Annotated in this window: 34 protein-coding genes, 2 pseudogenes and 1 riboswitch; of the genes and pseudogenes, 9 read left to right on the plus strand and 27 right to left on the minus strand. The window is 41.0% G+C overall.

Annotated features, from left to right (window positions below; genetic code table 11):
• Nucleotides 1–174: 174 nt before the first annotated feature.
• The 4 genes from BLV33_RS27340 to BLV33_RS27355 form a co-directional block, all read right to left on the minus strand.
• Nucleotides 175–984, minus strand: coding sequence for a class I SAM-dependent methyltransferase (locus tag BLV33_RS27340; protein ID WP_090799469.1), 810 nt, complete (start codon nt 982–984; stop codon nt 175–177).
• A gap of 131 nt (nt 985–1,115) precedes the next feature.
• Entirely contained in the window at nt 1,116–1,580 is a 465-nt protein-coding gene (locus tag BLV33_RS27345; RefSeq protein WP_090799471.1) for an NUDIX hydrolase, read from the minus strand.
• A gap of 76 nt (nt 1,581–1,656) precedes the next feature.
• Nucleotides 1,657–2,106, minus strand: a complete 450-nt coding sequence (locus BLV33_RS27350; RefSeq protein WP_090799472.1) for an HIT family protein — start codon at nt 2,104–2,106, stop codon at nt 1,657–1,659.
• A 301-nt stretch (nt 2,107–2,407) separates the two neighbouring features.
• The gene (locus BLV33_RS27355) at nt 2,408–3,166 is read right to left on the minus strand and encodes an SDR family oxidoreductase (protein WP_090799474.1); all 759 of its coding nucleotides are present in this window, start codon (nt 3,164–3,166) and stop codon (nt 2,408–2,410) included.
• A gap of 174 nt (nt 3,167–3,340) precedes the next feature.
• Between BLV33_RS27355 and BLV33_RS27360 the strand changes: the two genes are divergently transcribed.
• Nucleotides 3,341–4,264 carry an AraC family transcriptional regulator gene (locus BLV33_RS27360; protein WP_090799475.1) on the plus strand — a complete coding sequence of 308 codons (924 nt, stop codon included), beginning with the start codon at nt 3,341–3,343 and terminating at the stop codon, nt 4,262–4,264.
• A gap of 277 nt (nt 4,265–4,541) precedes the next feature.
• Here the strand turns inward: BLV33_RS27360 and BLV33_RS29060 are convergent.
• The 3 genes and pseudogenes from BLV33_RS29060 to BLV33_RS27370 form a co-directional block, all read right to left on the minus strand.
• Nucleotides 4,542–4,658, minus strand: a pseudogene (locus tag BLV33_RS29060) (hypothetical protein); the annotation flags it as partial.
• Between the two features lie 302 nt (nt 4,659–4,960).
• On the minus strand, nt 4,961–5,902 hold the full coding sequence (locus BLV33_RS27365; protein ID WP_090799477.1) for an aldo/keto reductase family protein: 942 nt from the start codon (nt 5,900–5,902) through the stop codon (nt 4,961–4,963).
• A gap of 170 nt (nt 5,903–6,072) precedes the next feature.
• Nucleotides 6,073–6,171: riboswitch (purine riboswitch) on the plus strand.
• A 222-nt stretch (nt 6,172–6,393) separates the two neighbouring features.
• Complete coding sequence (locus BLV33_RS27370) at nt 6,394–7,497, minus strand: GGDEF domain-containing protein (protein ID WP_090799479.1); 1,104 nt, start codon at nt 7,495–7,497, stop codon at nt 6,394–6,396.
• A 350-nt stretch (nt 7,498–7,847) separates the two neighbouring features.
• On the opposite strand from BLV33_RS27370, the gene BLV33_RS29570 reads away from it, so the two are divergent.
• The gene (locus tag BLV33_RS29570; RefSeq protein ID WP_171909399.1) at nt 7,848–8,024 is read left to right on the plus strand and encodes a hypothetical protein; all 177 of its coding nucleotides are present in this window, start codon (nt 7,848–7,850) and stop codon (nt 8,022–8,024) included.
• A 1-nt stretch (nt 8,025) separates the two neighbouring features.
• A complete protein-coding gene (locus BLV33_RS27375) occupies nt 8,026–8,223 on the plus strand; it encodes a hypothetical protein (RefSeq protein WP_090799481.1) in 198 nt (65 codons plus the stop codon).
• Nucleotides 8,224–8,272: 49 nt separating this feature from the next.
• Here the strand turns inward: BLV33_RS27375 and BLV33_RS27380 are convergent, their stop codons facing one another.
• Nucleotides 8,273–8,947, minus strand: coding sequence for an SOS response-associated peptidase (locus BLV33_RS27380; protein ID WP_090799482.1), 675 nt, complete (start codon nt 8,945–8,947; stop codon nt 8,273–8,275).
• Nucleotides 8,948–9,064: 117 nt separating this feature from the next.
• Here BLV33_RS27380 and BLV33_RS27385 point away from each other — a divergent pair, with 117 nt between their 5' ends.
• Nucleotides 9,065–9,925: an ATP-dependent DNA ligase gene (locus BLV33_RS27385; RefSeq protein ID WP_090799484.1), complete on the plus strand. Its 861-nt coding sequence runs from the start codon at nt 9,065–9,067 to the stop codon at nt 9,923–9,925.
• A gap of 73 nt (nt 9,926–9,998) precedes the next feature.
• On the opposite strand, the gene BLV33_RS27390 is transcribed toward BLV33_RS27385, so the two are convergent.
• Nucleotides 9,999–10,217 (minus strand): alpha/beta-type small acid-soluble spore protein, encoded by a 219-nt coding sequence (locus tag BLV33_RS27390; RefSeq protein ID WP_090799485.1) that lies wholly within the window; start codon nt 10,215–10,217, stop codon nt 9,999–10,001.
• Between the two features lie 173 nt (nt 10,218–10,390).
• Here BLV33_RS27390 and BLV33_RS27395 point away from each other — a divergent pair, with 173 nt between their 5' ends.
• The 3 genes from BLV33_RS27395 to BLV33_RS27405 all read left to right on the plus strand — a co-directional run bounded on the left by BLV33_RS27395 (nt 10,391) and on the right by BLV33_RS27405 (nt 11,742).
• Nucleotides 10,391–10,762, plus strand: coding sequence for a YhjD family protein (locus tag BLV33_RS27395; RefSeq protein WP_090799487.1), 372 nt, complete (start codon nt 10,391–10,393; stop codon nt 10,760–10,762).
• Nucleotides 10,763–10,794: 32 nt separating this feature from the next.
• Nucleotides 10,795–11,163: a YolD-like family protein gene (locus tag BLV33_RS27400; RefSeq protein WP_171909400.1), complete on the plus strand. Its 369-nt coding sequence runs from the start codon at nt 10,795–10,797 to the stop codon at nt 11,161–11,163.
• A gap of 309 nt (nt 11,164–11,472) precedes the next feature.
• Nucleotides 11,473–11,742 (plus strand): hypothetical protein, encoded by a 270-nt coding sequence (locus BLV33_RS27405; protein WP_090799490.1) that lies wholly within the window; start codon nt 11,473–11,475, stop codon nt 11,740–11,742.
• A 97-nt stretch (nt 11,743–11,839) separates the two neighbouring features.
• On the opposite strand, the gene BLV33_RS27410 is transcribed toward BLV33_RS27405, so the two are convergent.
• From BLV33_RS27410 to BLV33_RS27470, 15 genes are all read right to left on the minus strand, one after another.
• Nucleotides 11,840–12,925: an RNA-guided endonuclease InsQ/TnpB family protein gene (locus tag BLV33_RS27410; protein ID WP_090799492.1), complete on the minus strand. Its 1,086-nt coding sequence runs from the start codon at nt 12,923–12,925 to the stop codon at nt 11,840–11,842.
• A 2-nt stretch (nt 12,926–12,927) separates the two neighbouring features.
• Nucleotides 12,928–13,332 carry an IS200/IS605 family transposase gene (gene tnpA, locus BLV33_RS27415; RefSeq protein ID WP_139305869.1) on the minus strand — a complete coding sequence of 135 codons (405 nt, stop codon included), beginning with the start codon at nt 13,330–13,332 and terminating at the stop codon, nt 12,928–12,930.
• A 57-nt stretch (nt 13,333–13,389) separates the two neighbouring features.
• Nucleotides 13,390–13,719: a hypothetical protein gene (locus tag BLV33_RS27420; RefSeq protein WP_090799495.1), complete on the minus strand. Its 330-nt coding sequence runs from the start codon at nt 13,717–13,719 to the stop codon at nt 13,390–13,392.
• A gap of 367 nt (nt 13,720–14,086) precedes the next feature.
• Nucleotides 14,087–14,461, minus strand: coding sequence for a hypothetical protein (locus BLV33_RS27430; protein WP_090799498.1), 375 nt, complete (start codon nt 14,459–14,461; stop codon nt 14,087–14,089).
• A 246-nt stretch (nt 14,462–14,707) separates the two neighbouring features.
• A complete protein-coding gene (locus BLV33_RS27435; RefSeq protein ID WP_139305854.1) occupies nt 14,708–15,361 on the minus strand; it encodes a hypothetical protein in 654 nt (217 codons plus the stop codon).
• Nucleotides 15,362–15,770: 409 nt separating this feature from the next.
• Nucleotides 15,771–15,896, minus strand: coding sequence for a hypothetical protein (locus tag BLV33_RS30540; protein WP_290439087.1), 126 nt, complete (start codon nt 15,894–15,896; stop codon nt 15,771–15,773).
• A gap of 429 nt (nt 15,897–16,325) precedes the next feature.
• Entirely contained in the window at nt 16,326–16,499 is a 174-nt protein-coding gene (locus tag BLV33_RS29575; RefSeq protein ID WP_171909401.1) for a hypothetical protein, read from the minus strand.
• Nucleotides 16,500–16,512: 13 nt separating this feature from the next.
• Nucleotides 16,513–16,983, minus strand: a complete 471-nt coding sequence (locus BLV33_RS27445) for a hypothetical protein (protein ID WP_090799503.1) — start codon at nt 16,981–16,983, stop codon at nt 16,513–16,515.
• Between the two features lie 219 nt (nt 16,984–17,202).
• Nucleotides 17,203–17,361, minus strand: coding sequence for a transposase (locus BLV33_RS27450; protein ID WP_253187284.1), 159 nt, complete (start codon nt 17,359–17,361; stop codon nt 17,203–17,205).
• 126 nt (nt 17,362–17,487) lie between these two features.
• Nucleotides 17,488–17,661, minus strand: coding sequence for a hypothetical protein (locus BLV33_RS29580; protein WP_171909402.1), 174 nt, complete (start codon nt 17,659–17,661; stop codon nt 17,488–17,490).
• 60 nt (nt 17,662–17,721) lie between these two features.
• Nucleotides 17,722–17,952 (minus strand): hypothetical protein, encoded by a 231-nt coding sequence (locus BLV33_RS27455; protein WP_090799505.1) that lies wholly within the window; start codon nt 17,950–17,952, stop codon nt 17,722–17,724.
• A 15-nt stretch (nt 17,953–17,967) separates the two neighbouring features.
• Nucleotides 17,968–19,359: a hypothetical protein gene (locus tag BLV33_RS27460; protein WP_090799506.1), complete on the minus strand. Its 1,392-nt coding sequence runs from the start codon at nt 19,357–19,359 to the stop codon at nt 17,968–17,970.
• A gap of 153 nt (nt 19,360–19,512) precedes the next feature.
• Nucleotides 19,513–19,959 carry a JAB domain-containing protein gene (locus BLV33_RS27465; protein ID WP_090799508.1) on the minus strand — a complete coding sequence of 149 codons (447 nt, stop codon included), beginning with the start codon at nt 19,957–19,959 and terminating at the stop codon, nt 19,513–19,515.
• 747 nt (nt 19,960–20,706) lie between these two features.
• Complete coding sequence (locus BLV33_RS29585) at nt 20,707–20,859, minus strand: hypothetical protein (RefSeq protein ID WP_171909403.1); 153 nt, start codon at nt 20,857–20,859, stop codon at nt 20,707–20,709.
• Nucleotides 20,843–21,991, minus strand: a complete 1,149-nt coding sequence (locus BLV33_RS27470; protein WP_139305855.1) for a hypothetical protein — start codon at nt 21,989–21,991, stop codon at nt 20,843–20,845. Before BLV33_RS27470 ends, BLV33_RS29585 begins: the two co-directional genes overlap by 17 nt.
• Nucleotides 21,992–22,360: 369 nt before the next feature.
• Between BLV33_RS27470 and tnpA (BLV33_RS27475) the strand changes: the two are divergent.
• A pseudogene (tnpA, locus tag BLV33_RS27475) lies at nt 22,361–22,772 on the plus strand (IS200/IS605 family transposase).
• A 2-nt stretch (nt 22,773–22,774) separates the two neighbouring features.
• Nucleotides 22,775–23,860: an RNA-guided endonuclease InsQ/TnpB family protein gene (locus BLV33_RS27480; RefSeq protein WP_090799511.1), complete on the plus strand. Its 1,086-nt coding sequence runs from the start codon at nt 22,775–22,777 to the stop codon at nt 23,858–23,860.
• Here BLV33_RS27480 and BLV33_RS27485 read toward each other — a convergent pair.
• Genes BLV33_RS27485 through BLV33_RS27495 form a run of 3 tightly spaced genes read right to left on the minus strand, consistent with a single transcriptional unit; the run spans nt 23,837 to nt 25,280 of the window.
• A complete protein-coding gene (locus tag BLV33_RS27485) occupies nt 23,837–24,451 on the minus strand; it encodes a phosphoadenosine phosphosulfate reductase domain-containing protein (protein ID WP_139305856.1) in 615 nt (204 codons plus the stop codon). The two genes, BLV33_RS27480 and BLV33_RS27485, sit on opposite strands and share 24 nt — an antisense overlap.
• A gap of 14 nt (nt 24,452–24,465) precedes the next feature.
• Nucleotides 24,466–25,059, minus strand: a complete 594-nt coding sequence (locus tag BLV33_RS27490) for a hypothetical protein (RefSeq protein ID WP_090799514.1) — start codon at nt 25,057–25,059, stop codon at nt 24,466–24,468.
• Complete coding sequence (locus BLV33_RS27495) at nt 25,056–25,280, minus strand: hypothetical protein (protein WP_090799516.1); 225 nt, start codon at nt 25,278–25,280, stop codon at nt 25,056–25,058. The genes BLV33_RS27490 and BLV33_RS27495 overlap by 4 nt, the downstream gene beginning before the upstream one ends.
• Nucleotides 25,281–25,294 lie beyond the last annotated feature (14 nt).

Here is a 25,294-nt window from a genome sequence, read left to right on the forward strand (position 1 = left end):
TCCAGTCGGTGATTATTCCGAAATAAATACTATACTAAATATACACTAAGGCAATAACTTTTTCCAATTTTTGTAACTCAACTATACTGCCCGTTAGTGCAGCGAGGCGACCGATAGTTGTGTCGGTCGCCTCTCTTTTTTTATTCAGCTATCGTACCCCGTCGTTCAACAAGATTAAACATTTCTACCGATATACAGTAAATGTGAAGCCGTTGCTCCTAATATGTAAGGGTCTTCAGCTGATTCATAAATTAATTCCATAAGCATTTCTTCTTCACCACGTGAAGACCAGTAGTCCCAATTTTCTTTAGTTAATCTTCCACCTATACCTGCCGAAGAAAGTAATTTTAATGTTTCAAAGCCATTGCTTTCAAAAAAAGGTTTGATATCTTCAATATTAAAAAAATATGCTCCTGTAAACCTGCCTTTGTCTGCATGATTAAACACACCCGTTTTTTTAAATTCATTTATTTCTGCCATACCGTCTAATGGCTTCCATTGTGTTGGGAACATTAATGTAGTTAGAACCTTACTTATTCGTGGCCGGATTGCAACAAAAACCGTACCTCCATCTTTTGTAACCCTTCGAAGTTCCTGAACAGCTTTAACTCGGTCTTGTTCATTTTGTAGATGATATAGTGGCCCTAACATAAGTGAAGCATCAAATTGATCCGATTCTAAACCAGATAAATCTCTTGCATCTTTGACTAGAAAATCCGAAAAATTATTTACAAGACCGAGTTCAGTTGCTTTTTCCTTTGCTACATTAACTAACCTTGGTGTTAAATCAGTAATTGTTACGTTATATCCAAGTTTCGCTAACTCCATCGAGTATTTCCCTGGTCCCGCCCCGTTGTCGAGAATTTTGCCTTTAGGAGGAAGGTTAGTCTTAATAAAATGCCAGTTAATCATGAATTCAAGTGGTTCTCTATCTAACCGTCCCCACTCATCAAAACTTGAATAATAATCAATTATGTCACTCACTAGGCACACCTCCAAAAATAATGTCTTCCGCAATACTGCCAAGAGAAGCTGTCACGAAGCAAGCTTCTTCACTATTGTTATCTAGCTTAATAAGAAAAAGACCAAGTTAATTCGTGAGAACAAATTATTCATTATTTAACACACATTCTTTTTTTCAGTTCGTTTACAATTGGTATAACTGGCGGACTTATTTCTTTAGGAATATCAAAGATATGTACGAATGAACCTTTCCTACTTTCATTATTTATCTTGACTTTACCACTAAATTTGTTAGTTATATATACAATATCTACGTTGTAGACTTCATCTCCATGCGGATATATATAATGTAAGTCTGGTCCCGAAAACACGCCAAATAACTCTAAGTCTTCAACCTCAACTTTTAATCCTGTCTCTTCATATGCTTCTCGCATAGCCGCTTCCTCTACTTTCTCTCCAAGCTCAACCGCACCACCTGGGAAACACCAACTGTGATTATCAGCCCTGTGTAACATAAGAACTTTGCCTTCTTCATCAAATATAATCACACTTGCACCGCACAAGAGAATCGGTCTTTTGCCAACGAAACTTCTTAATTCTTTAATATAATCTTTCACTTTTCTCCCCCTTAAAACTACATGTAAAAAGTCACTTTCACCACTGTACATACTTTTAAGACGGCTTGATTAGGGATTAGACAACTTTATTCAACTCAACTAATAACTTATTCTTTAATTCTTCCAATGCATCGTTACTTGGTTTAACACTTTCTGAATACATGGTATCTTTTGGAGTCCACCAAACAGGAAATTTGGGGTTGGTTTCAGTCAATCGTCTGGGGAAAATGTGCCAATGCATATGTGAATCACCGTTTCCAAGAAGTTCGTAGTTAAGCTTGTCTGGCTTGAACGCTCTATAAACTGCTTCAGATACTTTACTCATTTCATCTAGAAACTTCTGCTTATAATCGCTATCTAATTCGTGAAGCTCATTCTTGTGTACCTTACAAATATACAGTGTATAGCCTTCGAAATATTGATGGTCTCCAATCACCACATAGCCCGTTTCGAGTTCAGCTACAAAATATTTATTTATGCCTTCTTTAATCATGTTAATACGGTTGCATATTAAGCAATCTTCCATTAATGGAACCTCCTAAATATAATTGTAAATCCAACTTATTCCACAGTATCACAAAATTTTCCTGCATAGAGACAGAAGTTAAAATAGGAATGTAAAAATAGCAGCAATATTTATAAAAAGAGCCATTAGAAAAGAGGAGCTGCCACGAAACAAGCTCCTCCACTATCGTTCTCCGTTAGCTTAACACTTTATTCCGTCCACCAATAATAATGGGTGTTTTGGGGTGTTCATTTAAGACCCCAATTCGCTACAAAAGATTCGACGTATCTAATTAGTTTCACCTCGCATCTTCGAGACGGAGTTAACCCTGCGCAGTGGGACGGACAATAATCTCGCTCACATCAACGTCGGCCGGCTGCTCGATCGCGAACGCAATAGCGCGAGCAATCGCATCAGGCGGCAGCGCGAACTTGTCCCGGGACGCTTCGAGTTGGACTCTCATCTCCGGATTTGTCACACCTTCGGCAAAGTTTGTCCTAACGAAGCCAGGCGAGATGATCGTCACGCGCAGCTTATCGCCGGCCTCCTGGCGCAAACCCTCGGAGATGGCGCGCACGGCGAACTTCGTGCCGGAATAGACCGACTGGTTCGGTACAGTCTTATGTCCAGCTGTAGAAGCGGTGTTGACGAAATGTCCGAAGCCCTGCTTGCGAAAGACAGGCAGCGCTGCAGCGATGCCGTACAAAACACCTTTAATGTTAACGTCGATCATCTCCTCCCAATCCTCGACGCGCAGGTCATCGAGGGGGGAAATTGGCATAACGCCGGCGTTGTTGACCAGAGCATCAAGTTTGCCGAACCGTTCGCATGCCAGCTTGACGAGGGCGGTTAGGTCGTCGCGTCGTTTCACGTCTGTGCGTGCATAAACGACTTCACCGCCCATATTCGCGATGCGAGCCGCCACAGTCTCAAGGCGATCCAATCCGCGCGCCCCAAGCACAACTTTCGCGCCGCGCTCAGCGAGCAGAAGCGCAGTTGCCTCGCCAATTCCGCTGCTTGCGCCCGTAATTGCGATGACCTTGTCTTTGATTCCCGTCAAGAAGTTCTCTTCAAAACTCATATCCGAATCCTTCTTTCTTTTACTTATTGGTAAAGGCTTTCCTGTTGACCTGCCCTGTAAATTATAGATATTATCCATTCGAAACAGGTAGACTATTCATGTCCGTTCCTTGCCTAATCCTATCCGAATTGCTACACTGTGCTCATCAGACTGCACGTGAAAGGAACGCTGAACATGAACCAACTCATTGCTCCCCCTGCTATTGCGGCCTATCAACAAGAACTGGCTATGCTGATTCAGCGTCATTCCCCATCGGACGGCACGCACGCTTCAGCTCTGCCTGAGCTTCGTTTCAGGCGCTCATCCCATGTATCGGAGCCGATACATACCATTAACATGCCCTCTCTCTGCGTTATCGCACAAGGCTCTAAGACCGCCACATTGGCCGGAGAAAGCTACCGGTACGATCCGGCCACCTATTTCGTCAGCTCCGTTCATCTGCCGATTATCGGAAAGATTACTGAGGCCACTCCGCAAGTCCCTTACCTGAGTCTTCAATTAGACTTCAACGCAGATATCATTCTGGATATCGTCAAGGAGACCAATCAGAAATGGAACGGGAAGACGGAACGCGCCATTTTAGTAAATAAATTCACCCCCCCGCTGCTAGATGCTATACTCCGGCTTGTCAAACTTTTAGATACGCCTGGGGATATTCCGATCCTTGCGCCACTCATCATCCGTGAGATTCTTTATAGGGTGCTACAAGGCGAGCAGGGAGAGTTAATTAAGCAATTCGCCTATATCGGCAGCCAGGCCTATCGCATCTCAAAAGCGATTCATCTGATTAACAGTGATTATTCCAAGCCTCTCCTGATTGAAGAATTGGCGAAGGAAGTAAACATGAGCCCCTCATCCTTGCACAAACACTTCAAAAAGGTAACCACTTTGAGCCCCCTGCAGTATCAGAAGATCCTCCGACTACAAGTAGCACGCCGTTTGTTGCTTACGGAATCTTTGGACGCCGCCGATGCCGGATTTCGCGTCGGTTACGAAAGCCCTTCCCAGTTCAGTCGGGAATACGCCCGAATGTTTGGACGTCCGCCGAGTAGCGATGTCAAGCATTTACGTAATCTATTAAATGTACCGGTTATTTAAAGTCAGTACCACGTTGAAATCAAAACCAAAAACGAATAATGGCAAATAGGAGAGGACCAATTTTGTCCTCCCCTATTTAACTCTCCTGCCCGTTAGCTTAGCGATGATCAATTAAAACCTGCGATCACCACAATGTAGGAAGTTTTGTGCGTTTTTCCACGACACAAATCCTCCTACAATAAAAAAGAAAAGCCTGATTTCTCAAGCATTTTACTCTAATGTTATGTAGGAACATTTGTGTCGCTAGACATTTCCGGATTCTTCAATACCAGGAATGCGGCATGAATTCGGCCAAATGACGGTCTCCGGCTGCTGCGATCAGCCCGAATTTGCGAAAAAGGTCAAACTTCACCCGCTCCGCCTAGGCAAAATGATTGTTCATCCAGTGCCCCTCTCTTTAGGGCGCAGCTACTCCCTTTGTTTCGACGATATCGGTATTCAAACCGCAGACGTTTTACTTGCAAATCAGGGAACGTTCGTGTGCTCTTGGCGGGATTGGTTCGATTGGCATAAGATTTCTTTGACCTCTGAAAACGTCCCAGCCTCAAGCGGCGGTCATGTTGAAGCGGATGCTTCAATATTTGCAATTCATTAACTAACGATAACCCGGTTACCCTCTTAAAAAAAGACCGCTCTTCCATCCTGCTTTCTTGGCAAGATAAAGGGCGGTTTTTCATTTATTTATACAAAATCATTTTATGATGCAAGAATCGTTTCAATACGGTCGAGAACGTCTTGTTGCAGCTCGATTCCAGAGGCTTTCGTGTTTTCTTCAACCTGCGAGGGACGACTCGCTCCGACGAGCGCGCTGGCCACGTTCGGCTGGCGCAAAATCCAGGCGAGCGCCAACTGGCCGACGGTAATGTCCAGTTCGCCGGCGATTTTTGCGAGTTGGACGACTTTTTCGATCTTATCCTCGGTGATGCCGTTACGTATATTTTCCAGCTTCGCAGCCCGGCTGTCCTGCGGAAAATCCGACGCAGACTTGTATTTGCCCGTCAGCAGGCCTTGCGCCAGCGGCGAGAATACAACTTGACCGACGCCTTGCTTTTCTCCGAGCGGGATGATCTCTTTTTCGATGTAACGGTTCAACATGTTGTAGACCGGCTGGTTGACGACAATGCGGTCGAGCAAATATTTATCGGAGACGGCGAGCCCTTCCGCTATTTGCGCTGCTGTCCATTCGCTGACCCCGGCGTACAAAATTTTGCCCTGTGTTACGAGATCGTCAATCGTGCGAAGCGTCTCTTCCACAGGAGTTGCCGGGTCGTATCTGTGGCAATAGTAAATGTCCACGTAGTCGGTGCCGAGCCGTTTCAAGCTGGCATGCAGCTGCTCGAATACGTGCTTGCGGGACAATCCGCGATCATTAGGACCATCGCCCATTGGCCAAAATACTTTCGTTGCAAGCACATAAGAATCGCGGGGATACGGCTTTAACGCTTCCCCTACTACCTTCTCGGCTTCGCCTCTCTCATATACGTTGGCCGTATCGAAGAAATTGATGCCTAGGTCATAAGCTTTATAAATGGAATTAACCGCGTTTTCTTTTTCGACGTATCCTCCATAGGTCAACCAGCTTCCCAAGCTGATTTCGCTAACCTTCAAGCCGCTTCCGCCCAATCTCCGGTATTTCATGTTACCACTCCTCTATTATTAATATGCCGCTATATCTAGTATCATATCGAAGTTCCCTAAAGCTGAAAAGTACTGAAATATTAGTTAGATAGTTATATATAGTAAAGTTACCTAAAGTAGGGTAAGCCGACAAATTGACATATATAAAATGTTCACATATCATAACAATAATAATTGAATAGAAAAAAGTTCGTATAACCTCAAAAATTGGTTTGGGGGCTCTACTAGGGACCGAAAAAACCCTAACTACGAACGCAATATTTTCTTCGTATTGCGTTCGTAGTTAGGGTTTTTTTATCAATTGAGGAATTTGGAATATTTTACATAGAAAGGGTTTGATAGAATGTCTACACTGCTGATTAATAATGCGAGAAACATCATTACTATGGATCCGTCGCGGAATCGTTTTCCCAATGAGTTCGTCCACATTTCAAACGAATTAACGATTCATGGCGTTGTTCTCAAACCACCACCTCAAATCCACTCATAAATCAAGATGCAAATCGGACACACTTATTTTTCCCCGTTGTTTTCGCTTGGTACATTGCTATGTCTGCCTGTTTAATTAACACATCATGCGTGATACCCTTACCTTCTAATTTGCTGTATCCAATGCTAACAGTAACTATCGTTTCCTTTTCAATCCTAAAACGAATGCGCTCAGTCAGTTGCTTCATATCTATGCTCGGATCGGAAATCATAGCTACGATCTCTTCCCCTCCATAGCGCCCCGCCAAGCCTATTCCACCGACTTCCTCTTTAACAATAGTCGCCACCTGCTTTAAAACATCGTCACCAGCTTTGTGGCCCTTCGTATCGTTCAATCGCTTAAAATTATCGATGTCGGAGAAGATTATGGACGGTTTCTGATCGGTACGTATGGATTTTTCAACGGATAAATAAAAATGACGACGATTATATAGCCCTGTAAGTGCATCCGTGATGGAAGAAATATAAGACATTTGCATGACCTCGATTACACGTTCAAGCAAAAGGAAAAAGAGAATGGAATAGGATAAAGCAGGCAATGCCTTCTCTAAAAACGTTTCCCAATTAGCTGCTTGGTGCATGAAATGCTCATTCCATACTTGAATGACATCAGTTAAGAGAAAGGATCCTAGCGCCCAGCGGAATTTAAAATCGTTACCTACTTTTCCACCCAACGCAAGCAAACTGCCAATAATAAAAATCAAGATAAATGCTCTCCCTATCCAAACATTAGCAATTTCAGCTCCGCAAGAGGCTGCGCATAAGCCATAGAAGATCCAATGAGTACGTTTCTGCGTTACATGGTACAATTGGTAAAAGCCAAGTATTAGAAGTATAAGCGCACAATTACCTAAACAGGTTATTGCGTTTTCTATTCTTATTACTTTGATGAAGTGCCCAGGTTTGGGGCCTAAAGAAAGCCATATCGCACATCCGCGGTCTAGAAGGGTCATTGTTAGTGCTATCGTAAGTGTGAGGTAAGACTTTTTCCTCCTGCGTTTATACAGGTGAAGGGTTATTAACCACATCAGAATGAAAATGGGCAGCAATATCAAAGAAGATATGATGGTTCCTTGCTGACCGGAGAACAGTTCAAGAAATTTCAATTACATCACCCTTCCTCTACAACTATGAACATTAATTGCTCAAATTCTCCTTTAGCGCTGCAACAAAGACATTGGTTTTTATTTCTTGTTCTCCATCGAAAAGTGGACAAATTACTCTCTTAAGATAAAACTTTTCATATTAACCCCGCTTCACGAAATAGAACATAAAAAGGGGCACACCATATAATGGCGTGCCCTTGAGTCATTCTCCCGAGGCATCTTGATTACAGTAATTATAATGCAAATTTTATACAGATGGCAATAGTGACTAATATCTCATTGATCACCTATTCGTTATAATGAAGGAATTCACTTCTATGTGTAGAATCACTATTTATCGGAGGTGCATTATGTTAGAAAAATATCCTTTGCGGGAAGAATTGGGTAAAACAATGTTTGTGTTTGAGAAATTTGGAAAGTATTATGGCCATATTATCAAAAACAGGACAGATAAGGCACCAGCTTTATTTTTATTCGAAACTACTAAGTTAAAAGCTGAATATCCTCCTTCTGTTGAGGAGGTGTGATATGTACAAAAGCGGATTCGTTATAAAAACAACTGCTGATTTCGATAATGCAATAATGTTTGGGCTTAAAACTGAAGTCTGGCAAAACGGAGAAATCATTGATTACGCGGGTGTTATTGAATCTCATACAAATGACTCCGTTACGTTTATGAATGAGTCAAAATATTTAAAAGCCACTTGCGAATTCAGAGTTCGCTAAGTGGCTTCGTTTGTAGGCAGCCGCTCTTAATTGCTAAAAAGAATTTATTTCATTGGACCCATTCTTTAATCAACTCTTCTCCGTTATTTCTTACATTCCCGACTGCTTTTGAAACCGGATATGCTTTCATTTCTTCAGTTGGGTAGGGTACAAGTAAGTGACGAACCATTTCAGGTTCTGTCATCCCCGGATCAAGCCATAATTCTTCATCTTCTTTCTTTAGTAAAACGGGCATTCTATCATGGATTTCAGCCATAAGTTCGTTAGGTGTAGTCGTTATAATTGAGCATGAATTAATTATGTTTCCTTCCGGATCTCTCCAGGACTCATATAACCCTGCCATGCTAAAAAAATCCTCATTCTTAAGTAATATCCTCATAGGCTGCTTATCTGCTCCGATCTTCTTCCATTCAAAAAATGAACTGGTCGGTATCAAACATCGTTTACGCTTTATTGCATTTCTAAAAGCTGGTTTCTCAGCTACAGTTTCAGCTCGGGCGTTAATTGTTGTATAAGCTATTTTAGGGTTCTTCGCCCAGGTAGGAATAAGGCCCCATTTGAACTGATCCAATTTAGTTATTTCACCGTCAATCATGATGGCCGGTATCATTTGAGTCGGAGCGACATTATAATTGGGTCGGTTAAAAGGTGAGATAATTTCATCAATATCGTAACGAGTGATCAGTTCATCCATTGTAGCTACAATCGTAAATCTACCACACATATAGATCCCCTCCTACTGGGATTATACCATTTTCCTTACTATTACCATGTAATCTCCTTTAATTACCACTCCTCTAAACTATCGCCTATTGATAAAATTAATTTAGGTGATGCTTCTATGTTTATTCCTCCAATGCTCCTCGAGAAGAGCGATGAACCATTTAACGATCCTGCATTTTTATTCGAACCTAAGATAGACGGCCATAGATTGATAATGACGTACAAGAATGGTGAAACAAGGTTATTCACAAGACACAACAATGAATGTACCCGGCAATATCCGGAGCTCTGGAATCCTGCAGTCTCAGGCGATAATTTCATACTGGATGGGGAAGTCTGCAGCATTGACCCAAATACTGGAGCAATCGATTTTGAAAGAGTCATGGAGAGATTCCAGCTATCCAAGCAAACAAAAATAAAAGCCGCGGTAAAGAATAGGCCTGTGCATTATATTGTTTTTGATGTTTTGAGACATAACGACCGGGATCTGCGTCGAATGCCATTGATAAAGCGGAAATCTATACTGGAATCCATAATAAAGCCGAATCCATACATCAGCATTATCCCTGCTACTGAGAACAATGGAACCGACCTTTACAACACTATTTGTACTAACAAAATGGAAGGCATTGTCGCCAAGAGAAAGGACAGTCTTTACGTCAGTAAGCGCAGCTCCGATTGGCTGAAGATAGTAAGGTATGAATATGCTGAAGTATTTATCTCGGGGTACCGTAAGAATGATTTCGGTTGGATTGGACAAGTAGAGGAAAACGGTACAAAGCGGACGGCTGGCATCATTGAGCTCGGCGTACCTCCCAAACATAAAAAGGCATTCTACGGGATCGCCAAACAGCTCATAACCGGAGAAGATAAGCACTTTGTTTATTTGGAGCCCGTATTAAAAGCCAGGATTAAATTCCGGAACTGGACCCGCAACAATATGCTGAGAACTCCATCATTCGTTGAATTTGTTTTATAAATCAACAACATACAATAGACTGTTATCACTCAGAGAATGGCGAGTGATAACAGTCTATTTGTCTTTATTTAAATTACCGGGTTAAGCCACTCAATTGCTGCTCTGCAATCTGTACCATTCTTCTTACCATATGGCCACCAATAGCTCCTGTATCTCTTGTAGTCATATATCCGTAGTAACCATCTTGAGGAATCGCAATGCCCAACCCCTGAGCGACTTCATACTTTAATTGCTCTAATCCTTGTCGCGCTTGCGGGACTACCAGAATGTTGTTGTTAGATCGGTTAGCCAAGAAAATCACTCCTTAAGTGAGATTAATGGGTAGTATGAGAAGTGTTTTACTTATTTATCCATGAATGCAAAAGAAAAAAAGTTATATTCCAAAAATTTCACTTGCATACTCCATACCTTTTCGTTATATAATACAAAATACGAATATATGTTCTTATTTTTGGGGTGATGAATTTGAGTACAATTCCAAGGATTGAAACCGAAGAAGATTTTCAAGTTATCAAAGACTATACGCTGCTGCCCATTTTGCTGGATATGCTAGCCAGAGATATCGCTGAATTGCAAATCAATCAGGACAAGATTGTATACAGTCATGTTATTTTTTACCTTAAAGAAGTTGAGAAATTGATATTTATAGAAATGCAAATTGCCAGGAACATGATGAAAAAGCTTGACATTAAAATATTGAGCACAGACATGAATGCAAAGGGTATTGAAGTAGAATACAAGGTCCGCGGCTATTTCCATCGTTTCTGTATGCTTAGGAGTTTGGTAAAGGCAGAACTGATGACTATGCTTATGAATTTAGGGGGGCGTTTGTGGTGAGCAGCTTTGATGGATTAGGAGGTCGTTACACATTGGAAAAAAAACTCGACGGTCTGTGGAAATACTCACGGTTCTCCATTCCCCTGCATGCAGAACAAAGCCGAAGGTTGGAGATTCAGTCCAAGCGCCTGGAGCGACCGGTTCTAGACGATCAAGAAGTTGAGATCATTAGCACTGTTCTTTTTCAATCTCACCGATACCAAAAAGAGGTCAGGTTAACTCTATACACTGAGTACGATTCACGAAGCGTGACCGGCATTGTGACATGCTGCCAGCGTGACAGCTTCCGTCTGGATAACGAAGATCCCTATACAGGCGAAGCTGATTGGGAGTGGATTATGTTTGGTGATGTGATTAAAGCGCAGTTGTCCCAGGAGTGGGATCGAGGCTTAAATGTTTGATCCTTAGTCACGAAAAAACCTGATGGATACTTTCTCCTTCAGATTTTACCAGCGATTCCGGAATAAATATTATAGATAGAAAATGAACTTTACTCTCATTCACAAAAAAAAGACAAGCAAATCCATTACCGTAAGTCTTATTCTATTACAAATATATGATTACAAATCATGTTAATATGGAATATGGGTATAAAAACACAATTTACTAGTGAATACTATATTTGGAGATAATTTTGCGTCCGGACGCAATAGATCTACGTTTATTACTTATAGATATAGGCTTATTATTATATAATGAGAGGAGTGAATATGGTAACGATGCAACTTAATATACATATTAATAAGCAAAACCAGATAATCAACTTAGGACAACCTCTTGAAGTGGAATTGAAAGATGGTCAGATTATACAAGGATCTTTCTATGGAAAGCGGGAAATGACAAACAAAGAACTTGAAATGGTTATTATACAAAAAGTTTCGGATGAACAAGATAAAGTACATTACTTTAAAGAATCGATTATTTCAGAAGTACGTTTCCTCGGCCCACACGGCAAGCCTAACTTATATCGAATCAAGTGACATGCTCCCATGCCTAAAGGCAGGGGCTTCTCAGATCATCGGGGATCGTAACCTTTCCCCTCCTTGGAGGCTCTATCCAAGCCTAGTCTTTTTTAGGTTACGATACGTTTTTCAAAGCTAGGTTTAGTATGTTAATCGCCGCATTTACGTCCCGATCTGCAACGTATCCGCAAGAACATTGATGCGTTCGTTCGGATAGTGTTTTTTTGACGATTTCACCACAGTTGGAGCATTGTTGAGATGTGTTGTATGGATTCACTTGCACCACTTGACGACCGGCACTTTCAGCCTTGTACATCACGAATTGTACGAGTTGCTGCCATCCTGCATCAACAATGCTTTTTGCAAGATGATGGTTCTTAACCAACCCTAATACGTTTAAATCTTCAAAAGCAATCAATTGGTACTGGTTTACGAGTTTACGAGAAACCTTGTGCGCATGATCTTTTCGCTGATTGGCTACATGCTCATGCAATTTCGCCAATTGATGTACAGCTTTGCTTCTACGTTTCGAACCTTTTTTCTTTTTGGATACGGCACGTTGTAGATGTTTCAATCGTTGTTCACTTAGACGAAGATATTTGGGTGATTCTATCGGTTTTCCTTCAGATGGTATTGCAAGGTGTTTGAGTCCTAAGTCTATACCAACCTTCATGTTTGTTATAGGCAAAGGTTTGGCTTCAACCTCACACGAAAAACAAGCATAGTATTTTCCGTTTTTGACAATGATGGAACAGGTTTTCATCTTGCCTTGCAGTTCTCGATGTAGTTTTATTTTCACTTCACCGATCTTGGATAGCTTTATTTTATTGCCAGGGATTGTGTACCCGCCTTGCGGATAGGTAAACGAATCGTACCTCGATTGTGGTTTGAAACGTGGGAACCCTGGAGTCTCGGCTTGCTTCACTCGTCTAAAAAATGCTTGATACGCCTTATCCAATCGTTTCGCAACATCCTGTAACACTTGCGAATGCACTTGCTTTAATGCCGGAATGTGTTGTTTACGCTCGTTGAACGTGTTTGCTTGATCGTAGTAGTTCGGTGTTTTCCCTTCTTGTTTGTAGGCAAGAATACGTTCCTCTAGTAACCGGTTATACAACAAACGGCAGCGTTCAAGAGTAAATTGTATCTGCTGTTTTTGCTCTTTTGTTGGGTATATTCGGTATTTGTAGGCAACAAGCAATACTATTCACCTCGTTCTTTTTGGCTTTCAATATATTTTTTGATTACATCCAGTTGAACTGTACCTACGGTTGCAACAAAATACGAGGATAGGGAAGGGAGTCTACTTTTTAGATGGTTAAACTCTAGTCTTAGCACTCTTGACGTGTACCCTTTCAAATGTTTCACTACTTTGTGGATTCCAAACTGTGGATCGCATTTGATGAGCAAATGAACATGATCGGGCATGATTTCCATTTCAACGATTTCTGTGTTTAACGCTTTAGACTTCTCTAAAAACAAACTTTTTAGCCTTGTATCAATTGGTTCTTTGAGTACCTTTTTTCGATACTTAGGACAAAAAACAACATGATATTTACAATCAAAAACGATATTATGATTACTTTCTGCTTTTCTACTCAATGTCATCACCTACAGTAAATTGTACCACAAATAGTTAGTTTAATGTAGTTTATCTAACATGTTTTAAAGAGAGAATTTAAGAATTTTGCTCTTAACATCCCTAAAGGGATGCAGAGCAAATTGCCTTATATCCCCATGGCTAAAGCAAGGGGTTTTACGGCGAATTTGATAATCGAATTGATGATTAACGTACCATACCATATCGGAGCGAACTGGATCACAGGGTTGGACATCAGGATATCCGCCATAAAGAGTTTGTCTCTTCCCTTCTATTTGCCAATCGTCGCTGTCTGTAAAGTATTTATAGTATGTGTCCACTTCATCGTTAACAAAAAGGTCCTTTAGATCCGGACGTTTTTTATACTTCGCAGGAAATTGATAAAGCTTTCCCATCTCGCTTTCCCCTTTCTTGTTAAAAGTACTTAATCATACTAATTAGTGCTATTTGCCGATTCCCCGTAGAATCCAAGAACGATGTACGGAAGTAAGATAAAGATAATTGTCAGAATAACCATTCCCCAAGAACTAAGGATCCAAAATTTTGCAAATACCATGTTCTTTCGGATCTTGGAAAGTTTATAAAAAAAGATAAACATAATACAGCACATGATGGTAACCAGAACGCCGTACTTTTGCATGATACCAAGAATATTCATAAGATAATTTTCAACCGCTAGTGAGCTTGGCAAGCCAGGGAGTAAGTCTTTTCCACCGGTACTCGGAAGTTTATCAATTGCTAATAACGTAATAATCCCTCCTCCTAATAGTCACTGGCCAGCTTAGTGCTCTTGGTTTCAATATCAAAAATGCACCCTCCGCTGAAATAAAAGTTGATGCTTCCAGAATTCATTCGGCCTCGTTGTAAAATAGTTTCCATAAGGTCTAGTTGCCACGCTAAGTTATCTTCATCGATTTCATTTTTCACGAAATCAAGAAAAACTCTGCCTTTATCATACCGCGGCTGAATGGATGTCACTGTCTCTACGCGAGGCAGATCATGACGAGGTGTATAGTGCAGAATAATCGTGCCCTTATTTTCGCCACAATTTTGTTGGGTAATAAAAGGACACTCGGTAACAATCGTCTTTTTTATCAGTTCGATCGTGTGATCAATAACCAGTTGTTTCGGTAACATCGTAGTCATCCCCTCGAGATTAATGTATAAAATATTATGTATGAAATATCAAAAAGTAGTAATTAGTACTACTTATTGATTTGGAATTCACTGATTTCAATATTATGGTAAATAGGCATTTCTTGTCAATACAATTTTTAGGATAAAAGTTATACAAAACTAATGGATTTTGGAAATTTTACAGCCTTTGGTCATGGGTCAAAAGATGGAAACAAAGGTTGCCCAATTAAGTGGGCAACCTGAAAGTTATGCTGTAATAGCTGCTTTTTCAGATAGCCATACATTCACAACTTCTTTGTTCCTATCATTGACCAATACATGTAAATCTACAGGATCGCCTACCTGAAAACCATGAAGCTTCTCTGTGGAAAAATGATACTGATGGGTTCCGTTCGAGATTAGAGAAAAATCTTCGCCAAATTTTTGAACAATAGTCCCCTTCCAGAAATAGAGACCATTTTTATTTAGCGATGGAGCAGAAGAGATATGGGCGATTTCAATCTCTTCAAATAAGGAAGGTTGCTCAAAATGGTAACTCTCTTCCGGCTGCTCCTCAATTTGAGGGATAGCATGAAATGTTTCAAGTTCCAGTTCCGCATGATTCAGATCCACGCCAAGCTTTTTCAGAAATGCTGCTTGAGTTTCTCCGATTTCCGTTACCTCCAAATCTTGTGGAGGTTCAGGCAAATCCATTACCGTATACATTTCATGGTAAGGTTCGTCTGAATGTAACGGGTCAGCGTAATTTTGAGCAGCTGGTCGAAACGAAGTATCTTGACGCTGAATAAGTCTTGCTTTAAGCATCTCTACTTCCTGTTCCAAGTGTTCCTCTCTCATTAAAAAATCAAAAGCCTTACCTTCCAAAAAGGAAATGTCGGCTTTTGCTTTCTGCCATGCCATCAGAATAACAATGCACATGGCCATGGAGATCAGCAGAGCCCAATGCATAAGCTGTCCCCTCCTCATATAGAAATATCTATAATAAAAAAACCCCATTTGATGGATTTTCCTCAGGGAATGGTCTGTCCATTAAAGACGTAAAGTCAAAATGGACAGACTTATTCCGGGATCATTCCACCCAATAGGGTTTCTATCTTCGGCATCGGGCTACTGCTTGCCTATAATAAATAGGTCAAGTGAGCAAATAGAACAGGTTACATCACGATTATATCATAACTCTCCATAGATCGACAATCCATTTCCAATTGTCACCAATAAAAAAGCGCCTTACCGGCGCTAGAATAATCTTAGTTGTTCTGGCATTGATAGTACAGTTAAGCTCATCGATTCCTCTTTTTCCTTCATGATACTAGATCGAGAGTAAACTCTCTAGACTTTTGGCCTTATCATCCCTAAGTCCATATCCCTCCAGAGAATGAGCAAAAAAGGCAGCATTAAAACGAATTTCATTTTCGGGCGGTTCCAAATACGACAAATGCCATACCTCCTCCTTGAGAAATAAAAAAGCCGAAAAAGCAAGGAATATATCCTTGTTCTCCAGCCTTTTCGTAAACCACTCCCGAAACACAAAAAAGCCCAGTAAGCGACTATCCTCCACTTAAGGATAGACATAGCTATCTTAAGCAAATTCATACCGCCAACTAGGGCATTTATCTCTTCGGGATCAAGCTCATCCAAGAGCAATTTAATGTACAACTAAATTTTACCATAGCATCGGAAAAAGACGCAACCAGCAATATGCTGATCGCGTCATTGATACTTCACTCTCTCCAATCTATTAAACTAGGTGGAAATGTCATTTCGGTCACGAGGATCACTGGCTCGGAATGAACCATGCATATAAGCAGACACTAGGACCATAAGTCATCCATTCCAATCTTATCGCACATAAATAAGGCCCGCCTTATTGGCGAGCCTTGACACCAGTGCGTTCTTGTTTTAATTTAGCAATTGCTTCACTGATCAACTTATCACGTTCCGGATTAGGACCCGGCATAGACTGCACAACATAATGTCCATTGGTGAACCGGCGGGCAGCATCATCAAGACTTTCGCGAGGATATTTATCATTCTTCATAAGTCATCACCTCTTAGGATAAGTATAGCATAATAAGCTCTTCAGCAACAGATTCAGATATGATCATGTGTCCGCCGCCAATATGCTGAGCATGTATATCACGTATGTAATAAGCAAGAAGTCTCGGCCTGGTCTTCGAACGGAAGGCTACAAGTCCATCATAGCCAATATCCATGCTCCGCTTACAAGCAAATGCTACCAGATGTTCGCCGATAAGATCAAACTCCTTATCGTAGCGATTATTAGGAGCGCTCTCTATAAGATGTATATACACATGATCCTCTTTACGCTCCAAGGCAATAGCCCCTTGAATCACATCATTTCCTGTAATCAGCATCTTATACACTTCAACGCCAGGCTGGCCGAAATAAACTGTCCAATCGAATGCTTCATCCCAGTTATGTATCTGTTGTTTAACATCATATGGCTGAAGCGATAAGAATGAGACAGGATAAAGCTCATGACTTTTCACATGTAAGAGCAAAACCGAGACCTCCTCAAAAATTACGACCCACCTCAGGTGAGTTCATGATCATCATCATAGTAGCACCCACCAAAAATCTGCTAAGTATTCATTTCTTTATAAGGTGTACATTCATGCAGTGACATGCTCCCATGCCTAAAGGCAGGGGCTTCTCAGATCATCGGGGATCGTAACCTTTCCCCTCCTTGGAGGCTCTATCCAAGCCTAGTCTTTTTTAGGTTACGATACGTTTTTCAAAGCTAGGTTTAGTATGTTAATCGCCGCATTTACCCGATCTGCAGCATATCCGCAAGAACATTGATGCGTTCGTTCGGATAGTGTTTTTTTGACGATTTCACCACAGTTGGAGCATTGTTGAGATACAGTAAATTGTACCACAAATAGTTATTTTAATGTAGTTTATCTAACATGTTTTAAAGAGAGAATTTAAGAATTTTGCTCTTAACATCCCTAAAGGGATGCAGAGCAAATTGCCTTATATCCCCATGGCTAAAGCAAGGGGTTTTACGGCGAATTTGATAAAGAAAATCTCCTGGCTGTAGTTTCCTCTTGCTTGTCCCCTGCATACCCTGCTTCGCTACACCTAACCCGAACCATCTTTTGTACCTCGGAAAAGTAGTCCTGAATGGCTTCCTTCAGTTCTCGATCATATTCTAACAATTTCATTTGAACGAACATACTAGGATCCTCCTAATCAGAAAAGAGAGGGCAGCCGGAATACATACGGACATCCCTCTCCTAATATTGGTACAAACTCATTTCCAGTTGCAATTCAGCAACAGGGCATCGACTGAAGCCTGCTGCCACAAAGTCGCCTGTTTTCTTGACAATTCCGGCTTCCTCCAGAGCTTCCAAGATTCCTTCGTTTTCACTGTAGTTTTTAATTACGATGTGCCGTTTAGACGGAAGTTTCTCTTTCGTATTGATGGTCGCCGTAGCTACAGGAAAGCCGTCTTCGACATCATTCAAGATAGTATCACCGGATTACAGAAGAAACGTTTGTCCCTTATAGCCAGAAAGGAATAAATCATCTATTCCTTTAGCAATTTCTTCCGGCCAGATCGAGATCGCAAGTTCGATACCCTTTTCGTTCAAGATCGGCTTTGCTTCTTGTACACACTTTAGAACGGCTTTACCGACACTATCATCTTTCGATTGAGAGTCGGCATCGAAACCGAGTATGACACGTTTGGGCTTGATCTTCAATGTGGGCTCTAAAAGAATTTTCCAAGAGGAAACACCGGCGACTTGAAGATGCAGTTCTTCGGTGTAATCCGAAGAAATATCACCCTTGATTGGGCCTTCACCCCACCAAATCGTTGACGTATCCATAACCTCTGAAATATGTTGTCCTGGGTGCCAGTGTTCAAGCACCTCAGTAGGAACAGCTGCATGATAAGGAGCAGGGTCTCCATTCGCAGTACCCTTCAATATTCCTCTCTCAGGGTCTGGATTGGATGCCAGCCAGCCATACCAACGATACTTCTTCGAAACCGATGCTCCGTTTTCGAATTTCATATGGTTAAGCTGATCTTCGGTCCCTTCCCACAATATTTCACTGGTTTCCAAATCAATCACTTGAAGTGGATTTTTTTCAATCACCTTGATATTCCCGTCTACTTTAAAATTGACATTGGGTCGATCATAGCGAATTTGAAAACCAGTAATGTGATTGTAAATGTCCCTAAACGGAAGAAGAATTCCTGCTTTGCCCAAAATGGTCCAATAGTTAAATTGACTACCTTTGCAGAAAGCAAAACCAGGAATTCCCTCGGGTTCACCCAACTCCTTCATCACTTTGTCTGCAACCTGATACCTTTGTGTTTTGTTATCGAATAATGACCTATACTCACGCGTATGGATCTGCCGATCATTCATCTGTCGCTTCGTTCTGAAATGCTGAGTATTTTCAACTGTGAGAGGAAATTCTCTCATCATTCGCCGGAAAAATCGATCGAGCGTCGGATTGTCTTTTTTTAAATTCTCTCTGATTAACTGCGGCGCAGCTTTAACTCGAGGTGCTCCTGTATACGCTGCCGGAGTTACAACCTTCCCATCCTCATACTCAATCAGGACTCCTGCGATCTGCGCCACAGCCTCTACTGCTTCAATAAATTGCTCACCTTTAGGTTTTGGCGTGTTCCACTTGCGATATGAAAAATAGCTTATGGCCCCAAAGCCAGATTCGGTCGAACCAAAAGCGGTCCACATCCGTTTTTCCGGAGTGATACATAGGCTTGGCGTTTTCTCACCACCATTTCGATAAGTGTAATAATGCCTCCCTTCCCGCTTCAATTGGTCACCTAATTGCATTGCAAAGTCTGCTAAATCTAATTCTTCAAGTCGGTCAATTGTCGTCTGGCTTATCCTGGCCATAATATCCACATCTCCCTTGTTGGATTTTTTTGCAGGCGGAATCCACTTTTTTGATGTATAGCAAAGGCCGGTGTTAGTCAAAAATGGTGTAGCTGGACTTGCTTAACAAATATTCCACTATATCCGAAAAAAAGAATCGGGTTAGCCCCGATTCTACATAAAGCCTTTTTCTTTAAGACTGCAGAAGTCATTTCCAACGATGACGTGATCGAGCACTTCTATACCTATAACGCTACCGACTTCCACTAAACGCCCAGTCAACTGAATGTCTTCCGGTGATGGCGAACAGTCTCCGCTTGGATGGTTATGGAAACAGATAAGTGATGCAGCATTATTCAAAATAGCAGCTTTAAAAACTTCCCTCGGATGAACAAGTGAAGAATTGAGCGAGCCTTTAGATAAAATATGCATCCCAGCAATTACATTTTTCGTATTTAGAGTAATAATCCCAAATAACTCAGAAGCTTCATTGCTCAAATCGAGTACTTTTTCTACCAATTCATGAACATCTTTTGGCGAACGAATGACTTTGGATTGAAGGTCATATAATCCCGCCTTCTCTTTGACTTGCTTGATGGAATAGATATTAACTTTAAACATCGTTGAAAGCCTCCCTCGCATTATTTTCTTTCGCTATAAGCGCATCACATTGTGGCGCTTCTATGTACTTGACGCTCCCCATGAGAGTGTAAGGTGTTTCATTAACTCAGGTTTACTCCACCCCATGCACACTGCTCCACAGCCACAACATTCTACTTTAGACCATTATTCAAGAACTCGTCAGTACCGGAAATTTTATCGCTAAACCTACTTACGACCTTCACCATTATTTTAATGCCATTTTTTTCTTAGTTGCTGTAGTCATACTTCCATCTCCTTTAAATGTTTTGTATAACCTCCCAGGAACGCAAAAAAGCCCCGAGACGGTTTCCTCGCTTGAAATAGACGAAGCTATTCAAGGATTTCATACCGCCTCTAGGGCTTTAATCTTCAACGTAACGATTAACAAAGTGTTAATCAAAGGGAAATAATACCTCTTTATTTTAGCACGAGACGTTAAGTGTGGCAATATGCTTCAATGGGTTTCTTTATTGTCAACTTCAAAACTTATTTGTAAACAAACGCCTCAATCTATTTATCTTTTTTTCGCGGGAATTTTTCTCTAAGCTTCCTTATAGTTTCCTCACGTTGTTTTCTACGAACCTCTATAACGTCATTGATTGATTTCTTGGTTCGATGAATCGGAAATTGATAGAGTTTTCCCTTCATTTTACTACTCCCCCTATAAATGGAATAGTAGCAAGTATGGGCAAAATAATATAAAAACAAACATAAAAAAAGCCTTAGTTAGACTAAGGCTTTAGCTTGTTCAACTTTTTTATGGACTTGATCACGAACTTGCTTGATCAGCTGCTCTCTTTTCTCACGGCGATGTTCAATGATCTCCTTTTGTGACCGTGAATCTATGATTCCATAATTCGTCTTAAGCGCGTGTCTCATTGATACCATCCTCCTCTGAAAAAAGATTACTCTTTTGCATTAGCAAACAAAGTGCATGAATTAACCGGAATATCTCATTTGTTTCAATTATATCATCACTAAATGTAAATAACAAAGCTTTCTCATTATATGTTTCATCAATATGAAAATTAAATACCCATTTTTCTCCATTATGCATTTTCATAAAGTAAGAAACAATAACATGTCCATGGATCGAATTATTATAAACAGGCTTTGTTTGCTCCTCCTTCACAGCAATTACAGCGGCATAATCCGCATAATTCGGATCATCTAAGGAGATTACTGCTGGTGTATGACCTGTTGTTCGAATATCGGCCCGCTTAATTAGTCTATCATTTTTCCTCACATAAATTGAATAGCCCGAAATAATATTTAAGTCAGACTTATCCAAAGCATTGTTGTTCATCCGAAAGAGGATAATATTTATATCCTTTATGAGTTGAATTAAATATCCGATCGCTTTTTCAGCATCATAAACTTGTTTGTTCAACTCATCAATAACATCATTAAAGGCATCTAAAGCTTCCTCATATTTTTCTTCTAATTTATCAATCTTGTTTTCATACTTTGCTCGATCCTCATTAAAATGAGTCAAAATGAGCTGTACGGCTTGCTTTTGGTCCCTTTCCCCTAATAAAGCACCTGTCACCATATCGTACAGACCCGTAAAGGTGAAATCTTTTCTCAGAGCGTGTCGCATCAACTCATATTCCTTTGGTTTAAGGGTCTTGTACGCCCCTATGTGAAAATTAACATGGCCTAGTGTTGTCATCTGAAACAGGTATTTTGGGAGAATTAATACATAGAGCACAATAAAAGAGATTAATGCAATAACAATCTTTAACGACAAGTCAGCAGCAACAAAGTACCCGCCAATACCAACCAATATAGCTCCAAATACAGGCAAGGTTGCTACTTTTACAGACTTGAAGGATTTAGCTAGCTTTACTAGACTAACTAAATCCGAGATCGGTTTTGTCAGTAACGCACCTACCCATCCTTTTTCCCTGGTATCTATAAAACTATCTCGGAACTGTTTGAGCACGGGATCCCAAATTTCAGCTATCTCGCGTAATGAACTATGGTAATTCGTCCTTATTTCTTCGGTCAATTTTTTCACCTTCTCAACTTTTATTAGCAAGGGCCTCCCTCGCTGCCTCTAAATGCGGCCCTTGGAAATTTCCAGGCTTGTCCCGCGGGAACAAAGACATCCTCTGGGTTGAAAACTCCAGTCCTGATCTATTCAAGCGCCTTTGGCTCGACATCATCTATGCTGCTTTTAGCATCACCGATGAAAGTATTTAGATCCACCTTGTTATCAAATTCGCCGTAAAACCCCTTGCTTTAGCCATGGGGATATAAGGCACTTTGCTCTGCATCCCTTTAGGGATGTTAAGAGCAAATTCTTAAATTCTCTCTATAAAACATGTTAGATAAACTATATTAAACTAACTATTTGTGGTACAATTTACTGTAGGTGATGACATTGAGTAGAAAAGCAGAAAGTAATCATAATATCGTTTTTGATTGTAAATATCATGTTGTTTTTTGTCCTAAGTATCGAAAAAAGGTACTCAAAGAACCAATTGATACAAGGCTAAAAAAGTTTGTTTTTAGAGAAGTCTAAAGCGTTAAACACAGAAATCGTTGAAATGGAAATCATGCCCGATCATGTTCATTTGCTCATCAAATGCGATCCACAGTTTGGAATCCACAAAGTAGTGAAACATTTGAAAGGGTACACGTTAAGAGTGCTAAGACTAGAGTTTAGCCATCTAAAAAGTAGACTCCCTTCCCTATGGACAAACTCGTATTTTGTTGCAACCGTAGGTACAGTTCAACTGGATGTAATCAAAAAATATATTGAAAGCCAAAAAGAACGAGGTGAATAGTATTGCTTGTTGCCTACAAATACCGAATATACCCAACAAAAGAGCAAAAACAGAAGATACAATTTACTCTTAAACGCTGCCGTTTGTTGTATAACCGGTTACTAGAGGAACGTATTCTTGCCTACAAACAAGAAGGGAAAACACCGAACTACTACGATCAAGCAAACACGTTCAACGAGCGTAAACAACACATTCCGGCATTAAAGCAAGTGCATTCGCAAGTGTTACAGGATGTTGCGAAACGATTGGATAAGGCGTATCAAGCATTTTTTAGACGAGTGAAGCAAGCCGAGACTCCAGGGTTCCCACGTTTCAAACCACAATCGAGGTACGATTCGTTTACCTATCCGCAAGGCGGGTACACAATCCATGGCAATAAAATAAAGCTATCCAAGATCGGTGAAGTGAAAATAAAACTACATCGAGAACTGCAAGGCAAGATGAAAACCTGTTCCATCATTATCAAAAACGGAAAATACTATGCTTGTTTTTCGTGTGAAGTTGAAGCCAAACCTTTGCCTATAACAAACATGAAGGTTGGTATAGACTTAGGACTCAAACACCTTGCAATACCATCTGAAGGAGAACCGATAGAATCACCCAAATATCTTCGTCTAAGTGAACAACGATTGAAACATCTACAACGTGCCGTATCCAAAAAGAAAAAAGGTTCGAAACGTAGAAGCAAAGCTGTACATCAATTGGCGAAATTGCATGAGCATGTAGCCAATCAGCGAAAAGATCATGCGCACAAAGTTTCTCGTAAACTCGTAAACCAGTACCAATTGATTGCTTTTGAAGATTTAAACGTATTAGGGTTGGTTAAGAACCATCATCTTGCAAAAAGCATTGTTGATGCAGGATGGCAGCAACTCGTACAATTCGTGATGTACAAGGCTGAAAGTGCCGGTCGTCAAGTGGTGCAAGTGAATCCATACAACACATCTCAACAATGCTCCAACTGTGGTGAAATCGTCAAAAAAACACTATCCGAACGAACGCATCAATGTTCTTGCGGATACGTTGCAGATCGGGACGTAAATGCGGCGATTAACATACTAAACCTAGCTTTGAAAAACGTATCGTAACCTAAAAAAGACTAGGCTTGGATAGAGCCTCCAAGGAGGGGAAAGGTTACGATCCCCGATGATCTGAGAAGCCCCTGCCTTTAGGCATGGGAGCATGTCACCCAGTGTAAATCCAAGCTCTTTCTCGGCGTCTACGACCTGCTGAAAAAGATTAGGGTAGATCAATTTGACCGATGCCCAGTGGCTCGGTGAATTGAATACGCAAATAGCACAGCTGCATCGATTGAAGATCTCATAAGTAGGACAAGGTTGAATCCGAAATCTACGAATTTTTTCCCACACATCACTTAATGACCAATCAATGATCGGCCGGAAGACGTGTACGGTTCGACGATTTCGGATTTCCGCATTCATGCCGTGAATTTCACACTCATTGTAACGGCTGCGATTAAGGCTCTCGCCTCTGCGTTCACCCGAAACCATGAGAATCTTACAATTCGCCTTTGTCTCGCTTGAGTGAGCGATTGCTGTTGCACCGACCATGATTTTGAGATAAGCACTGCAGTACCGTGTACTGAGATCAGCTCCCTTTGCGGGAAACTTCATCCTAAGTCCCAGACCTTCAAGTTCTTCCTTACATTTCTGCAACAACACTAAATTATCCTCTAATTCAGCACTTGTTGCATCATCTTTTTCAATTCCAACGAACGCTGCCAAGCTTTTGGCTCGATCGTTTTAATTCCTTTATCGTCTTCAAAACTAACTGGTGCCGTGGATCCGAGCCTGTAAACCTCGCCCCACCAACCGCCTTCGCGCCAGCTTAGCTTAAGTTTAATGCCCAGTGCCTTCGCTACAGCTTTTGCATACGGTAACGTCACTTTATGATCTACCTTCCGATCCGATCCCTTGTCCAAAATATGATGCCATAATTCAATCTTTTCCTTGGGAACACCAAGCTCCAGTAAGTGAAGCAAACTGGCCAGGCTGTCTTTCCCAGATGAAAACAGCACGATAATTTTTGAATAGGTCTCCAGTGGAAGCAGTTTCACCAAATAATGGGCTTTATCGTGGTCCGTCTCCGTTCGTCCCTTTACCCGAGGCACTAACTCGATGCCTTTGCCGTAAATCGGGTCAACGGGTCCACCGAACTTAACCGGTGTTTCGATCGAACAATCGATATCTTTAATGACTTCAAATACATCCACTATATGGCCACTGTCAAAGTCAAATTGCATGCGTGTTACCACATCGCTACTCATACCACCACCTCACTCGGTAATCCTTCATTCGGATCCACTGTCGGTTGAAAGCAGCAGTAAAAACCGGGGTAATACGAATCTGTCATTTGCAATGACACCTTTTTGGCAAAATCGGCGGATAAGGTCCGGATTCTAAACCAATTTCCGTCCTCTAACAATCCCCATATGGTTAAAAGTCCTTCTAAGCTGAGTGGGCATGATATTTCTAATTCGGTTTTCATCGAATTCCTCCTAA

It is taken from the genome of Paenibacillus sp. GP183 (assembly GCF_900104695.1).
GTDB lineage: Bacteria > Bacillota > Bacilli > Paenibacillales > NBRC-103111 > Paenibacillus_AI.